The 14,463-nt window shown below is 53.0% G+C and carries 14 protein-coding genes; 2 read left to right on the top strand and 12 right to left on the bottom strand.

All coding sequences use genetic code 11. The annotated features are described in order from the left end of the window. Positions 1-38: 38 nt before the first annotated feature. The 9 genes from LG200_RS03850 to LG200_RS03810 all read right to left on the bottom strand — a co-directional run bounded on the left by LG200_RS03850 (position 39) and on the right by LG200_RS03810 (position 9,048). Positions 39-896: an urease accessory protein UreD gene (locus tag LG200_RS03850; RefSeq protein ID WP_226756267.1), complete on the bottom strand. Its 858-nt coding sequence runs from the start codon at positions 894-896 to the stop codon at positions 39-41. Positions 897-1,071: 175 nt separating this feature from the next. Continuing rightward, positions 1,072-1,761 carry an urea ABC transporter ATP-binding subunit UrtE gene (gene urtE / locus LG200_RS03845; RefSeq protein WP_226756266.1) on the bottom strand — a complete coding sequence of 230 codons (690 nt, stop codon included), beginning with the start codon at positions 1,759-1,761 and terminating at the stop codon, positions 1,072-1,074. Between the two features lie 58 nt (positions 1,762-1,819). Further along, complete coding sequence (gene urtD / locus LG200_RS03840) at positions 1,820-2,563, bottom strand: urea ABC transporter ATP-binding protein UrtD (RefSeq protein WP_226756265.1); 744 nt, start codon at positions 2,561-2,563, stop codon at positions 1,820-1,822. Further along, positions 2,560-3,729 carry an urea ABC transporter permease subunit UrtC gene (urtC, locus tag LG200_RS03835; RefSeq protein ID WP_226756264.1) on the bottom strand — a complete coding sequence of 390 codons (1,170 nt, stop codon included), beginning with the start codon at positions 3,727-3,729 and terminating at the stop codon, positions 2,560-2,562. Before urtC ends, urtD begins: the two co-directional genes overlap by 4 nt. 12 nt (positions 3,730-3,741) lie before the next feature. Then, positions 3,742-4,659: an urea ABC transporter permease subunit UrtB gene (gene urtB, locus LG200_RS03830; RefSeq protein WP_226756263.1), complete on the bottom strand. Its 918-nt coding sequence runs from the start codon at positions 4,657-4,659 to the stop codon at positions 3,742-3,744. Positions 4,660-4,785: 126 nt separating this feature from the next. Beyond that, entirely contained in the window at positions 4,786-6,030 is a 1,245-nt protein-coding gene (gene urtA / locus LG200_RS03825; RefSeq protein ID WP_226756262.1) for an urea ABC transporter substrate-binding protein, read from the bottom strand. Positions 6,031-6,187: 157 nt separating this feature from the next. Then, positions 6,188-6,547 (bottom strand): FmdB family zinc ribbon protein, encoded by a 360-nt coding sequence (locus LG200_RS03820; protein WP_226756261.1) that lies wholly within the window; start codon positions 6,545-6,547, stop codon positions 6,188-6,190. A 29-nt stretch (positions 6,548-6,576) separates the two neighbouring features. Then, positions 6,577-7,800, bottom strand: coding sequence for a formamidase (fmdA, locus tag LG200_RS03815; protein WP_226756260.1), 1,224 nt, complete (start codon positions 7,798-7,800; stop codon positions 6,577-6,579). Between the two features lie 69 nt (positions 7,801-7,869). Further along, entirely contained in the window at positions 7,870-9,048 is a 1,179-nt protein-coding gene (locus LG200_RS03810; RefSeq protein ID WP_226756259.1) for a porin, read from the bottom strand. Positions 9,049-9,249: 201 nt separating this feature from the next. Between LG200_RS03810 and LG200_RS03805 the strand changes: the two genes are divergently transcribed. Continuing rightward, entirely contained in the window at positions 9,250-9,807 is a 558-nt protein-coding gene (locus tag LG200_RS03805) for a hypothetical protein (RefSeq protein ID WP_226756258.1), read from the top strand. Between the two features lie 150 nt (positions 9,808-9,957). Here the strand turns inward: LG200_RS03805 and LG200_RS03800 are convergent, their stop codons facing one another. Further along, positions 9,958-10,542 carry a LexA family protein gene (locus LG200_RS03800; protein ID WP_226757297.1) on the bottom strand — a complete coding sequence of 195 codons (585 nt, stop codon included), beginning with the start codon at positions 10,540-10,542 and terminating at the stop codon, positions 9,958-9,960. Positions 10,543-10,798: 256 nt separating this feature from the next. Then, positions 10,799-12,355, bottom strand: a complete 1,557-nt coding sequence (locus LG200_RS03795; protein WP_226756257.1) for a protein adenylyltransferase SelO — start codon at positions 12,353-12,355, stop codon at positions 10,799-10,801. 304 nt (positions 12,356-12,659) lie between these two features. On the opposite strand from LG200_RS03795, the gene LG200_RS03790 reads away from it, so the two are divergent. Continuing rightward, positions 12,660-13,664, top strand: coding sequence for an LLM class flavin-dependent oxidoreductase (locus LG200_RS03790; protein ID WP_226756256.1), 1,005 nt, complete (start codon positions 12,660-12,662; stop codon positions 13,662-13,664). Positions 13,665-13,712: 48 nt separating this feature from the next. Here LG200_RS03790 and LG200_RS03785 read toward each other — a convergent pair whose 3' ends face one another. Further along, positions 13,713-14,351, bottom strand: a complete 639-nt coding sequence (locus LG200_RS03785; RefSeq protein ID WP_226756255.1) for a DUF642 domain-containing protein — start codon at positions 14,349-14,351, stop codon at positions 13,713-13,715. Positions 14,352-14,463: the final 112 nt, after the last annotated feature.

Raw genomic sequence — 14,463 nt, 5'->3', positions numbered from 1 at the left:
ACATTCTTAAATGGGTTATCTCAATCTTGGACGAAAACTCAGGTGTTCCAGATACGCGGCCTGACTGCGGCACGCCCGGCATACCAAGGCCTCAGCAATTGCCATAGACGCTCGAAATACTGCTTGGCAGCCTCTGAAGAGTTGCCTATATACCGCGCTGAAAATATCTCAGGCAAGGCAGTAACGCCATATTGTGCCCCTTGGTCTGCCTCGACCATGCGACAAGCCTCCAGCACATCGGCTGGCATTGCCCCTGCAGCCACCACTAGGCTAGCACTCACAGGAAAACCTCGCAAACCGGCTACCGATTTTAAAACGCGACTTTCAGGATGCAGAAACATGCGTTCATTCCAGATCAGGCGCTGATCACGCCTGATGCTCAACCCTTGCTGCAACTCACCTTCAGTCCATGTTTCACCACGCGCCTGACGGCCAAAACACAGGATATCCCAACCACAGAACACCGCATTACCCTGCAATGCGATCTCCGCAGAAAACCCAACACTGGAACCATCAAACAGGATGTTCTCCTGTGGCAACCATTCCAGACTGGCACTCGGCTCCAAGTCGAACTTGAGCTGCTGGCTGGCCGCCTGGCCGTTGGCCTTGTACCACTTGCCTGCGCCAGGTGTTGTCAGCAAAGCATGTGCGCCCTGTTCCAGGCTGGTTTGCAGCAACAACTGATCACCGCCAGCTACACCGCCCGGCGGGTGGATAATGATGCCATGGCAGACTTCATCCCCTTCCGGGTAGAGCATTTTTTGCACGACCAATGGACCTTTATGTCGCTTGCCCACCAAGGTCGTTCTATCCTGCCGCAGCGAAAAATCCAGCGCCAGCGAGGCAAACCAGCGTTTGTCCAACCTTGTCATCGTGCTTGATTCAACATCATCCATGGGCAGCATCCTGCCATAAAAACACCTGCATCTAGCACTCAATCATGGATTATCTGGTTTTCCCCACCTTAAAAACAATCTAACGGCCAGTGAAATTGGTGCTGGCAAGGCGCGCGACACGCAGACAGTATATTAAGTGAGCGCAACGCCGCCAGCAGGCTCTTTTGTTTGTTTTTTATACGGACAAATAGCCTTTGATCTTGGCCGCATCCACCTCGCTACGCTTGTTTTCATGGATGAAATTACCCTTGTCGATCACGATAATACGATCGGCAATTTCCATGGTGAAGCTCAACACCTGTTCAGACACGATGATGGTGATTTCACGCATTTTGCGGATTTCATTCAGCACCTTGGCGATATCCTTGATGATGGACGGCTGGATACCTTCAGTCGGCTCATCCAGTAACAGCACCTTGGGATCGGTCACCAGTGCACGGGCAATCGCCAATTGCTGCTGCTGACCGCCCGAGAGGTTGCCGCCCTTGCGGTTGCGCATGTCGTAAAGCACCGGGAACAAGGCGTAGATATCTTCTGGAATCTGGCGCGACTTGGATTTCTCCAGGCCGGTCTCGATGTTTTCCTGCACGGTCATGGTCGGGAAGATCATACGCCCCTGCGGCACGTAGGCCAGGCCTTTCTGCACGCGCTGGAAAGTTTCGTTACCACCAAAATCCACCCCATCCACAGCCGCTTTCTTACTCTTGCTCGGCAGGATGCCCATCAGGGACTTGAACAGGGTGGTCTTGCCCATGCCGTTGCGGCCCATGATGGCAAGTGTTTCGTTTTTTTCCGCCTTGAAACTGATGCCGTGAATAACTTCACTCTGGCCGTAGCTCACTGTCAGGTCTTCAATCTCTATCATTTTGCTATCCTTTCTATGAGTGGTTCTGGGCTGGCGGTGCTTTTAAACACCGCACGTCTTAATGGCCCAGATAAACCTCAATGACCTTTTCGTTGGCTTGTACTTTATCCATGGCGCCTTCCGCCAGAATCTTGCCCTGGTGCAGCACGGTGACCTTGTGCGCAATCTTCTTGACGAACTCCATATCATGCTCGATCACGATCACGGAACGGTTCTGGCAGATACGGTTCAACAGTTCGGCCGTCTGGTCGCGCTCCTTCGCGCTCATGCCTGCTACAGGTTCGTCCAGCATCAACAGCTCGGGCTCCTGCATCAGCAGCATGCCGATTTCCAGCCATTGCTTCTGGCCGTGGCTCAACAATGCCGCCTCGGTATGCAGGATGTCCTCCATCATGATCTCCTTGGCAATCTTGTATACCTGCGCCATGACTTCATCGCTGCGCTTGAAGAACAGGCTGCCGAAGACGCCGCGCCCCTTGGGGTAGGAAACTTCAAGGTTCTGGTAGACCGAGAGGTTCTCGTAGATCGATGGCGTCTGGAACTTGCGTCCCACCCCGGCCCGCACGATTTCGTGTTCCGAGAGCTTGGTGAGCTCGCGGTTCTTGAACTTGATGGAGCCGGCCGTAGACTTGGTCTTGCCGCAGATCAGGTCCAGCACCGTCGTCTTGCCAGCCCCGTTAGGACCAATCACAACGCGAAGCTCGTTCTTGTCGATGTACATATTGAGCTTGTCCACCGCCTTGAAGCCATCGAACGAAACAGTCAGGTCTTCCACTGCCAGTACAAAATCGGTGTTACTCATGCTTTTACCCCCGCTTCCTTGGTTTCAACCGGTGCTGCTGGTATGGCTTCAGCTTTTTTGGCCTTTGGTGTTTCTTCAGACAACTTGCGCAGGAAAGGTACTTTCTTGGCGTATTTGTCGTAGATTCCAGCGATACCGTTAGGGAAGAACATCACCACTGCAATGAACAAGCCACCCATGAGGAACAGCCACAACTCAGGATAGGTCTCGGAGAACATGGTCTTGCCGAAATTGACCAACAAGGTGCCATATACCGCGCCGATCAGCGACATACGCCCGCCGACTGCCGCGAAGATCACCATCTCGATCGAAGGTACGATACCGATGAAGGTAGGCGACATGAAGCCAACCTGCAGGGTGAACATCGCACCGCCAATGGCCGAGATCATGGCAGCCAGGCAGAAGATGAATATCTTGAAGTTGGACACGTCGTAGCCAGAGAAGCGCACGCGCTCTTCCTTGTCGCGCATCGCCAGCAGCAGCATGCCGAACTTGCTGCTCAAGACATAACGAGAGAGCAGGATGCAGGCGATCAGCAGACCGGCATTGACGTAATACAGCACATACTTGGCGCTATCGCTGCGGATATCCCAGCCCAACAACGTCTTGAGGTCGGTAATGCCGTTCACGCCGCCGGTATAGCCTTGCTGGCCGACAATCAGAATGCTCAGGATCAGCGCGATCGCCTGGGTGATGATGGCGAAATATACCCCGCCCACCCTGCGCTTGAACATGGCATAGCCGATCAGGAAGGCGAAGATGGTCGGTACCACCAAGATCGCCAGAATCGTCAGGGGCAAGCTCTTGAACGGCTCCCAGAACCATGGGAGCGCGGTCAGCTGGTTCCAGTCCATGAAGTCCGGGATGCCGGGTGTGGATTGGATGGCGGTACTGACAGGGTCAGAGGCTTCCAGCTTGAGGAACATCGCCATGCCGTAGCCGCCAAGCCCGAAGAAGATGCCTTGGCCCAGGCTCAGGATGCCGCCGTTACCCCACAACAGCACCAGACTGACAGCGACAAAGGCGTAAGTGAGGTACTTGCCGATCAGGCCCAGGCGGAAAGGATCCAGGCCCAGCGGCAGCACGATCATGATAAAGGCGGCGAGGATGGCAAGGCCGATGGCCCCCTGCTTTCCGCCCAGTATTTTGCTTAATGTTTCATTCATGTCCGATTCCCCTTACTTACGTACTTTGGATGCAAACAGGCCTTCAGGACGCATCATGAGGATGCCGACGATCACCATCAGTGTCGCGACCTTGCCCATGGAGCTGGTCATGAAGAATTGCAGGATGGATTGCGCCTGGGCAATGCCGAATGCGGAGGCAATGGTACCCAATATGCTGGCTGCGCCACCGAACACGACGACCATGAAGCTGTCGACGATGTAGAGCGAACCCGTGGTCGGGCCAGTCGAGGCAATCGTGGTGAAAGCAGCACCAGCCACGCCGGCGATACCGCAGCCCAGCGCGAAAGTGACACGGTCAACCTTCTTGGTATTGATGCCAACAGCACCAGCCATCACACGGTTCTGCACCGTGGCACGCACACGCAGGCCCCAGCGGGAGCGGAACATGAATATATAGACACCGACAGTCACCACCAATGCAAGCGCCAGCACAAACACCCCGTTGATCGGGATATCGATGTCCGGCGTCGGCTGGAAAGAGCCCATGAGCCATTCTGGCAACACGGCGCTGACTTCCTTGGCGCCAAAGGTGGAACGGAAAATCTGCTGCATCACCAAGCTCAACCCCCAGGTGGCAAGCAAGGTATCAAGCGGCCGCTTGTAGAGATGCCGTATCAGGGCAAACTCGATGATATAGCCAATGATGAATGCGATGATGAATGCGATCACAATCGCAAACAGGAAGTAGTAGTTAACAATTCCGTAAGTTTCGGCAACCTTGGAAAGAAACACCGTGGTGTAGGCGCCTATGGCCATGAATTCGCCATGGGCCATATTGATCACGCCCATTTGCCCGAAGATGATCGCTAGGCCAAGTGCCATCAGGAGAAGAACGCTGAACAGGCTTAACCCCGAGAAAGCCTGCATGACAACGATATTGCCTATCTCTGCCATTGAATAATCAAACATAATCGGCCTCCAGCCTTTTTTCTTACTTACGAAGATGAATCCATGCTTCTATGAATCTTCTGTTACTCGCCACAACAACCCCTTGCGGGGCTGCTGTGGGATTTCACTTAATGAACTGCTAAACGCTTATTGATAACCCTTTGGGAATGGATCAGGCTTGATCAGGTCAGACTCGTAGACCACCTCAGCCTGGCCGTTAGCCAGCCATTTACCTACACGCAGCTTGCTTTCCAGGTGATGGTTAGGATCAACCTTCACATACCCTTCAGGCGCTGTTTTCAACTCGTAGCCAGGCAATGCTGCAGCTGCCTTATCTACATCAAAGCTCCCTGCGCGCTCAACCGCAGCTTTCCACAGCCATGGGCCGAGGTAGGCAGCTTGCGTCACGTCGCCAATGACAGACTTGGGTCCCCACATTTTCTTGAACTCGGCAACGAACTTCTCGTTGTTTGGGTTCTTCAATGATTGGAAGTACTTCATCGCAGAGTAGAAGCCTTCCAGGTTTTCACCGCCGATACCCAGCACTTCATCCTCGGTCACGGAAATGGTCAGCATGTTCTGCTTCTTGGAGTTGAGACCAGCTGCATTGAGTTGCTTGAACCAGGCCACGTTACTGCCACCTACCACTGCCGCATAAATCACATCAGGCTTCTTCAGCTTGATCTTGTTGATGACGGAACCAAACTGGGTATCACCAAGTGCGATGTACTCTTCACCCACTACCTTGCCGCCAAGCTTCTGCTCGATGTGCTTACGGGCAATCTTCATGGAAGTGCGTGGCCAGATATAGTCGGAACCAATCAGGTAGAAAGTTTTTGCCTTCTTTTCCTTGGCTATCCAGTCCAGGCCTGCAAGAATCTGCTGGGTCGCTTCCTGGCCGGTGTAAAACACGTTCTTGGATTGCTCCAAGCCTTCATAGAAAGTCGGGTAGAACAGCAGGCCATTTTCTTTCTCGAATACGGGCAATACCGCCTTGCGTGAAGCAGATGTCCAGCAGCCGAATACCGTGGCTACCTTGTCGTTCACCAGCAATTTCTTGGATTTTTCAGCGAAAGTCGGCCAGTCACTGGCGCCGTCTTCCTGGATGACCTCGATCTTGCGGCCCAGCACGCCACCCATGGCATTGATCTGGGCAATCGCCAGTTTCTCGGCCTGGATGGAACCGGTTTCACTGATCGCCATGGTGCCGGTGGATGAGTGCAGGATACCGACCTTGACTGTCGTGTCAGTCACTGCCAGCTTGGTGGTGTTGACCTTGGCAGTGGGGAAATCAGCCGCAAAAGCGCTGCCGGAAATCATGCCTGCGGCAAGCAAGGCTCCCATAAGGGCGCCGGTTTTCGTGATGAAATGGCGTCTAGTATTGTTACTCATCAGATTTCTCCTGAAATTAAAAACTGCAAAAAATTAAGGTATTCAAAAACTCTTGGGAATATGCATCATCATGTGAGAGCAAGGCGCGCCGACGAAGACAGTACAACCCAGTACGGCAAGGAGGCGCAACGCCGCTATCGCATGATGCTGTGCATTCTCAATGTCCCAACATCCAGGGACGGGCCGTTTTCTTCGTCTGCATCTGCAATAGGCTTCCTTTCTCTTTTGCATTGGCTCCCTGAGCGGAACTGGATTTGGCGCTGGACGAACTACACGTATGAGTCCCGGCACATCCGCAACTGGAGCGGCGGGTGGACCTGGGCTCATTGGCAGATTTCTCGTTGCGTTCGTGCGCGCTTCGCTGAGCCTTGCCAAGAATGGCCAGACGCGGCACAGAGAGAATGCGCTCGCTCAACTCCCCACAATCCGGACAGATTGTCGGTGAGCTCGACTCGCTCATTTTTCCCATGGCGGCAAACACACCGCATTCATCACATCTGTATTCATACATTGGCATGGCTAACTCCCCTTGCTTAAGAACCTGGTTTAAGAAGTCTTGGCTACATCAATCTCGCCGGTAACGACCTTGATCGGTCCATTCGCATTTGGCTTCAGGTCGAAATCAAAGATCTCTGTCGGCAACCACAAGGTGGCGCAGGCATTCGGGATATCGACAATGCCGCTGATATGCCCTTCCACCGGTGCCGTACCCAGAATGGATACGGCTTGCTCGCCGCTGTACCCAAACTTCTTGAGGTACTCAATGGCATTCAGGCAAGCCTGGCGATAAGCCACATGTACATCGAGGTAATGCTGCTTGCCTTGTTCATCTACAGAGATGCCTTCAAAGATCAGGTAATCACGGTAGTTAGGGGTCAATGGACTAGGCTGGAACAATGGGTTCTTGATGCCGTACTTCTTGACACCATCCTTGATCAACGCCACCTTGATATCCAGGTAGCCCGCCATCTCGATCGCGCCGCAGAAAGTGATTTCACCGTCTCCTTGCGAGAAGTGCAGGTCGCCCATGGAAAGACCGCCGTCCTTGACATAGACCGGGAAGAAAATACGGGAGCCCTTGGTCAGGTTCTTGATATCGCAGTTACCGCCATGGTCACGTGGGGGTACGGTACGGGCGCCTTCCTTGGCAGCAGCTGTTGCTGCATCACCCTGCAGGCGGCCCATTACTGCAGCTTTCTCATTGGGCGGCAGGGCCAACGCAGGAACACGGTCAGGATCCGTGGCAATCAGGTCTGCTTCACGCTTGTTCCACTTTTCCAGCAAGTCGCGGGAAGGCAGGCAGCCAATCAAACCTGGGTGCATGATGCCGGCGAATTTCACATTGGGTACATGGCGGGAAGTAGTATAGATGCCATGGAAATCCCAGATGGTCTTGGATGCCTCAGGATAATGGTCGGTCAGGAAACCGCCGCCATTGTTCTTGTCGAACAGGCCATTGAAGCCCCACTGCTGATCCTGCATGGTGCCTACATCCAGGATATCCACCACCATCAGATCACCCGGCTCTGCCCCTTCAACCCCGATAGGGCCGCTCAGGTAATGCACCTGCAATAAATCCACATCCCGGATATCGTTGGCGCTATCGTTATTGCCGATCTGTCCACCAGTCCAGTCCATACACTCGACACGGAACTCATCGCCAGGCTTCACCATCGCCACCATCGGCAGATCAGGGTGCCAGCGATTATGAATCTGACCATCCTGCTCCCAGGCAGGCTTTTCAAAATCCAGCTTAATCAAGGTTTTCATCTATATGTCTCCTTACCCTTAAACACAACTTTCAACAGCCGCCACCGCCAGGTGACGGCTGTCACCCAACTAGAATTGCAACTGCAAGCCAACGGTGAATCTGTCGATATCGCTGATGCCCTGCGTCTTGGTCTTGGTGTAAACGGTGCTGATACGCGCATTGTGGCCATCGATGATGTAGTTCAGGCCAATGTCATATTCCTTCTGGTCGGCGCCGATGTTGCCGTCGACGTCAAACTTCTGGTAGCGAGCGTAAGGCTGGAACTTGCCCCAGCCCACGGTATCGCCGAACATCCAGGAAGCCACGCCCAGGTAAGCCTTGCCCGGCACTGCACCAGCAAAGCTGCCGCCACCGGCCACCACGGCTGCAGCATCGGCTGCCACGGCGGAATCACTGAAGTTGTACTTGTAGGCGGCACCCTCGAGGTTCAGCACACCGGCAGAGAATTTCTTCTCGAAAACGGCATCGATGTTGTAAGCCTTGTAGTCATCGCTGGCACCGGCGACACCCACTGCATCCTTCTGGAACATACCGACGAGGGCAACGGAGAGGACATCCTTGCCGTAGTAGACGCTGCTGGTGTAGTAGGCAGGGTCATTGCCTGCATCAAGGAAGTCATATTGCAGACGACCGCTGAACATCAGGTTGTCGGAGCGGTTGGGATTGAGCGCGCTGTTGCTGTTGAAGCTGGAAACCCGGTTACCCTCGAATGCACCCACGGAATACACCAAACGCTTGTCGAACAGCTTGCCCCAGACAGTCACACCGATATCACGGCCAACAAACTTGTTCTGGTAGCGCGAAGCCACACCGGGATAGGACCAGGCATTGAGGTAGAACGGGCCATCCAGGTTGGCACGGTCTGTTGGAGGCAACAGTTGGCCCATCCAGATATTGAATTCATCCATGAACTCGAACTGGACGTAAGCATCCAGGGTACGAATGCTGTCCTGGCCATCAGTAGCATTGGTGGTGGTGAAGGTATTGAAAGTACCCTTGATGTACTTGTTTAAAGATGCGTTGATATAGATACGGGCATCATCCACATCAAAGTCCTTGGAACGCGAGTTACCGTTCGGTGCTGCATCCTCAGTACTGGTAAACGCAGTACGGAGACCCAGGCCGATGCTGATGGACTTGTCTTCACCAAAAGTAATAGTGCCTGCCGCTTGCGAGCTCATCGATGGCAGTGCGGCAGAAGTTGCCAGTGCCACCAACAGCGCACACTTCTTTATCTTGAATTTCATTTCCAGACCCCTTTATTTAAGTTTCACTAAACACTGCAAACCCGAACGGAGGAAATACCCGTCAAATCTTTCGTGTTGCTAGATTAGCCAGAGAGGGACTTTGCTTAAATACGTCATATTGCGTACATGACGTTTGGAGGGGTCGTGTTAATTTGGCCGTGTCTTATCAACAGGCAGGCAGAAGCCTGGAGGCTGAACATCATGAAAAAAACGGTAATTAAAGCCCTATATATAGTGCTCGCCAGCAGCGTGTTAATAGCGGGATGCGGTGGTGAATTCGCCTATAAGCGCGGCGCGGGCGTCAATGACCTGGATCAGGCAAGAAAGGCCTGTCAGGCAAGTGGCAATGAGGGACAAGCGTTTGCCAAATGTATGGAAGACAGCGGCTGGGTATTCCAGAATTATGCGGGCGATAGCGAGGATGCAGACCCAGTGATCAAGGCATCTTTCAAGAATGATTACCGTGATACCGGAACAGCGGCAGAAGAAGCTGTGCCAGTCGCTTTAACCGCAGGAAAACCTGAGGTGGCGAAAGTACCCAAGAAAACCGCCGACCCCATGGATATATTCATTGTCAGTTCCTGGTGGAAAACCGGCAGAGGGGCAGATGCGTTGAAAGCTGATATTAACGAATGTGTGACCAGACTGGGCCCAGAACATCAGCCTGATATGTCAGGCAAAACCGCCAAGGCAACGCGCGGCCTGCTGCTTTGCATGAAGGACCTGGGCTGGAAGGCGCTGCAGGCCCAAGGCGAATAAAAACAAGAAAAGACCAATCATAATGCCCACAAAATCTGTGGGTAAGTATGTGGGCAGTCTGGGGATTGGATAGCTAAGCGTTTGACTATGCTTGGTGAAAGCAAAAGTGCTTATGAATCGCGCACAAACGCTTTTGTGCGCGATCAGGCATTATTCGTATTTACGGAACTGCCCTACCACCACGCCGAATATCTCAAAATCATCCTTGGGCTTGATGACCGGGAACTCCTTGTTGGCAGGAATCAGGATGAAACGGCCATCTTCCTTACCCAGGGTTTTCAGGGTGAATTCATTATTGAGTATGGCCACGACGATATCGCCAAGGTTGGCAAAAGCACGCTTCTCCACGATGACCACATCGCCATTGAAGATACCCGCATCCTTCATGGAGTCGCCACGCACCGTGATCAAAACGGTTTGTGAAGGCTTCTCAATCAAGTAGTCATCGATGCCCAAGGTATCCAGGCTATCGCCATAAGCAGGCGTGGCAAACCCTGCCTGCACTGTGCTCTCGGCAATGATGCGCTCAAAGAAACGCCTGCCAGGCTTGAGCCGCTTGTCCGGCGCGTAATCGATGAAGCCTTGCAGCTTCAAGCGCGCCACGAACGAAGTCACGGCATTCTTTGACTTGAAGCCGAGCAGTTGTGCCACATGGCTGAACGTAGGCAATGTCCTGTGTTCTGCGAAATAGTCCTGGATCTTGCCCAGGTACTCAAAGTCTTTGTCTTGTCCCATAACCATGAATTTACTGTACGAATGTACAAAAAGTCAATGCCTGTCTTCTAAAACTCAACATCAATGGAATTCCGAAGAGGCAGTCGGTATGAATCTGGATTCCAGAATATATTCCTGAAAGGCAGGTCAATCAGAGTTTGTCATGTTCCAGATCGACAACCGGAGCTCTGTAATCCGCAGCGTTGACACTCCGTCGAACAAAAGAACCTAAGAGAAGAAAAATGCTCTACCGGCCAGGTATTGGCAGCTCATGCACTCATGAGCTGCACGAAAGCATCGAGCACCCTGCCTTGTGCCTGGCCCAGTCAGGACGCAGGGCAGCAAAGCGTTCCCTGCCCAGTTGCTCGTCATAAGGTTTGCGCAACACGTCCAGCAGCTCTTCTATCATGCTGACATCGCCTTGGTCTGCCAGGTCAATTGCCTGCTGGGCAAGATAGTTGCGCAATACATAGCGAGGATTGACGCTATTCATGGCCTTTCGGCGCTCTGCTGGAACACGGCCCTCTGTCTGGCAGACATGGGCGTATTGTTTGAGCCATTCGGCCAATCTTGGCTTGAAGGTATCCCACAATGCAGGGCTGTAGGCCGCGCTTTCAAGCAGCGCCAAATCAGGCTGAGCGGCATCCACCAAGGCAAGCTTGCGGAAAAACTCAGTCATGTCGATCTCGGCATGGTACATCAGGTCGAATATTTCATTGATGAGCGGCTCATACTCATCGCGCCAAACAGCAAACCCGAACTTGGCGGTCAATACCGCCCCCCACTCCTTGTTGTAGGCCTGGTCATAGAGCATCAGGCCTTCATCGTAAATTTCACGTTCTGGGCGCAGGCTATAGAGCGCTTGCGCGAGGCGTTCCAAGTTCCAGCGTGCAATATCAGGCTGGCGACCAAAACAATAGCGTCGTCCGGCTGCATCCGTGGTATTGGGTGTCCAGCCTGGGTCGAAATTGTCCACCCAGCCATAAGGACCATAGTCGATGGTGAGGCCTAATATCGACATATTGTCGGTATTCATCACGCCGTGCACAAACCCGACGCGCATCCATTGCGCCATCAGGCGCGCAGTACGCACACAGACAATCGCAAACCACTCGGCAAACCGCTCTTCCTCCGGATAACTTGCCAGCTCCGGGAAATCACGGTTGATGGTAAAGTCCACAAGGGTCTGCAAAGTCTCCCTGTCCTCACGCATCGCATAAATTTCGAAATTCCCGAACCGGATGAATGAAGGCGACACGCGACAGACAATCGCCCCTTTCTCTGCCTGTGGATTACCGTTGTAGAACATATCCCGGATTACAACATCGCCAGTCTGCACCAAGCTCAAGGCCCGTGTGGTGGGAATACCCAGATGATGCATGGCCTCGCTGCACAGGAACTCACGCACCGAGGAACGCAACACCGCGCGGCCATCAGCCATGCGGGAATAAGGTGTCACGCCAGCCCCCTTTAATTGCAGCTCCCAGCGCTCACCCTTGCTATTGACGACCTCCCCCAGGCTGATGGCCCGGCCATCTCCCAGTTGTCCAGCCCAATTGCCAAACTGGTGTCCGCCATAGCACATGGCATAGGGTTGCATGCCAGGAATGAGGCCATTGCCCGACAGGGCATTCACCCATTCAGAAGACTGGATAGCTGCATCACTCAAACCCAGCGTCTCCATCATTTCGCGGGAGTAAGCCAGCAGTGTCGGGGCAGAAACAGGGGTGGGCGCCACGTGCGACCAACAGGCACGGAACACCTGGCGTAATTGGTTGCCGGTTTCCGGATCGCCCGGCAACTCCTGTAAGAAACGATTATCAAATGTAAGCATAGTCTTCAGCGGTGAGTCCTGGAATTAAGTTCAATTTTCAAGGGATATTAAGTAATGACAGTTCTATTGATTGTATGTTCTCTGTGTATCATTGTGTTTTTTAACCGCGCACTTCCCGCACCTGCCAATGGTCAGATAATGAGCACTTTTCATCCATGCATAACAAAACAGCCACTTAGCCCAACAATACGCATCATGCCCACAAGGTTACCCACAGAAATTGTGCAATCCAGCCATGAATAGCGAATGATGAACGTGCACACACTTTTCCTGTCCCAAAATCACTCCTTGATATGAATATGCCATGATCCCTTTCTCAATTCTCGACCTCTGTCCTATCGTTCGTGGAGCAAGCCCGGCCGATGCCTTTCGCAATTCACTGCAGCTGGCGCAGCTTGGTGAAAAACTGGGATTCAATCGCTTCTGGCTGGCGGAGCATCACAATATGCCTGGCATCGCCAGTGCAGCAACCTCTGTCGTGATTGCTCACGTAGCAGCCGGCACCAGCCACATTCGCATAGGAGCAGGCGGCATCATGCTGCCCAACCATGCGCCATTAGCCATCGCAGAGCAATTCGGCACACTGGAGTCATTGCATCCAGGCCGTATAGACTTGGGGCTGGGGCGTGCTCCCGGCAGCGATATCTCAACTGCGCGCGCATTGCGCCGGGGCATGGGATTGAACGGGGATGATTTCCCTGACCAGGTGGCAGAACTCAGGCATTATTTTGATGAGGTCAAACCTGGCCAGAATATCCGTGCCGTCCCAGGTGCGGGACTCAATATCCCGCTCTGGATATTGGGATCAAGCCTGTTTGGGGCGCAATTTGCAGCAGCCAATGGCTTGCCATTTGCGTTTGCCGCCCACTTTGCGCCCACCTTCCTGATACAGGCACTTGACACCTACAGGCGCAACTTCATGCCTTCTGCGCAACTGGACAAGCCTTACGCCATGCTGACCGTCAATGTGCTGGTAGCAGACACCGATGAAGAGGCGCGTTATTGGTTCAGCTCACAACAACAGGCATTTACCAACCTGCATCGGGGTACACCTGGGCAATTGCCGCCGCCAATTGATGACATTGAGAGTTACTGGACACCGAGTGAAAAACTGGGCGTAGAGCGTATGTTGGCATGTTCATATATCGGCTCGGCTGACCGGGTAGCCACTGGGTTGGAAAACCTGATTAATGATCTGCAACCAGATGAGTTGATGATTACCGGGCATATCCATGACCAATCAGTGAGGTTGCGCTCATATGAGGCCGTCATGGAAATTCATCGCACACTCTCTGACTTGATGAAGTAAAAAAGCCAAGCATGATGCCTGGCTCTCCCCTTTAGACCCATATCCCTGCTAGCTCAAAAGATGTTGGCGATCACGCCTGCTGATGAATCCAACGATGGCAATCCCCAGTGCCAACATGCCATAAGTACTTGGTTCCGGCACGGCAGTGACCACAACCGCATCAAGATAAGAGCCATAAGATGGCGCACCTTGAGGATCCGTTGAAGTGAATTTCAGCGTGGTGAGGTTGCTTTCTGCCAATAGGTTGGTGAAGTTGTACACTACCCAACCACTGTGATTGGTCACTGAAGTGGCAACCACTTGACTTGTACCCCAGTAGACTTCCAGCGCACTATTAAGCTGATTGGGCGTATCCAGGCGGCCAGAATAGGCAAAGCTCAAGTTGTAGAGTTCACCCGCAGTGGTGCTCAGGTCCTGCCAGACAGAAGTCAGCTGCGTGGAGTTGATTTCAAGATATTGCTGACCTTCATATGTAGTATTGAATTGGGGCCAACCTCCCGTATCGCTTCCTTTTTGAATCTCGAAGATGCCGTCAGAACTCCAGCCAGTCACTGCCACCAGTTGCTCATAGGCACCAGAAATAGCGTCTGCTTCAAACCCACCATTCACAACGATATTAGGTGCTGCACTCACCCCATTGCTTGCAGCTAGCAATACTCCACAAAATGCTAAAGATAGTTTATTCATCATCGTTTCCTTTATTAAAGTACTCCTAGAAACATCTCCTCTCCCGGCTATAAACACCAGGCAAAAGGAGGATGCGCGCTTCAATCCCGCCCCACTGTGCGCTATCCCACAT

This window comes from Methylobacillus caricis, from assembly GCF_020532705.1.
GTDB classification, from domain to species: Bacteria; Pseudomonadota; Gammaproteobacteria; order Burkholderiales; family Methylophilaceae; genus Methylobacillus; species Methylobacillus caricis.
Note: the sequence above shows the minus strand (reverse complement) of the source record. Positions and strands in the feature narration are given on the sequence as shown.

Excerpts from the sequence above, each read along its gene's own strand:
- LG200_RS03850 (WP_226756267.1), bottom strand. The coding sequence starts at position 896 with ATGGATGATGTTGAATCAAGCACGATGACAAGGTTGGACAAACGCTGG.
- urtE (WP_226756266.1), bottom strand. The coding sequence starts at position 1,761 with ATGATAGAGATTGAAGACCTGACAGTGAGCTACGGCCAGAGTGAAGTT.
- urtD (WP_226756265.1), bottom strand. The coding sequence starts at position 2,563 with ATGAGTAACACCGATTTTGTACTGGCAGTGGAAGACCTGACTGTTTCG.
- urtC (WP_226756264.1), bottom strand. The coding sequence starts at position 3,729 with ATGAATGAAACATTAAGCAAAATACTGGGCGGAAAGCAGGGGGCCATC.
- urtB (WP_226756263.1), bottom strand. The coding sequence starts at position 4,659 with ATGTTTGATTATTCAATGGCAGAGATAGGCAATATCGTTGTCATGCAG.
- urtA (WP_226756262.1), bottom strand. The coding sequence starts at position 6,030 with ATGAGTAACAATACTAGACGCCATTTCATCACGAAAACCGGCGCCCTT.
- LG200_RS03820 (WP_226756261.1), bottom strand. The coding sequence starts at position 6,547 with ATGCCAATGTATGAATACAGATGTGATGAATGCGGTGTGTTTGCCGCC.
- fmdA (WP_226756260.1), bottom strand. The coding sequence starts at position 7,800 with ATGAAAACCTTGATTAAGCTGGATTTTGAAAAGCCTGCCTGGGAGCAG.
- LG200_RS03810 (WP_226756259.1), bottom strand. The coding sequence starts at position 9,048 with ATGAAATTCAAGATAAAGAAGTGTGCGCTGTTGGTGGCACTGGCAACT.
- LG200_RS03805 (WP_226756258.1), top strand. The coding sequence starts at position 9,250 with ATGAAAAAAACGGTAATTAAAGCCCTATATATAGTGCTCGCCAGCAGC.
- LG200_RS03800 (WP_226757297.1), bottom strand. The coding sequence starts at position 10,542 with ATGGGACAAGACAAAGACTTTGAGTACCTGGGCAAGATCCAGGACTAT.
- LG200_RS03795 (WP_226756257.1), bottom strand. The coding sequence starts at position 12,355 with ATGCTTACATTTGATAATCGTTTCTTACAGGAGTTGCCGGGCGATCCG.
- LG200_RS03790 (WP_226756256.1), top strand. The coding sequence starts at position 12,660 with ATGATCCCTTTCTCAATTCTCGACCTCTGTCCTATCGTTCGTGGAGCA.
- LG200_RS03785 (WP_226756255.1), bottom strand. The coding sequence starts at position 14,351 with ATGAATAAACTATCTTTAGCATTTTGTGGAGTATTGCTAGCTGCAAGC.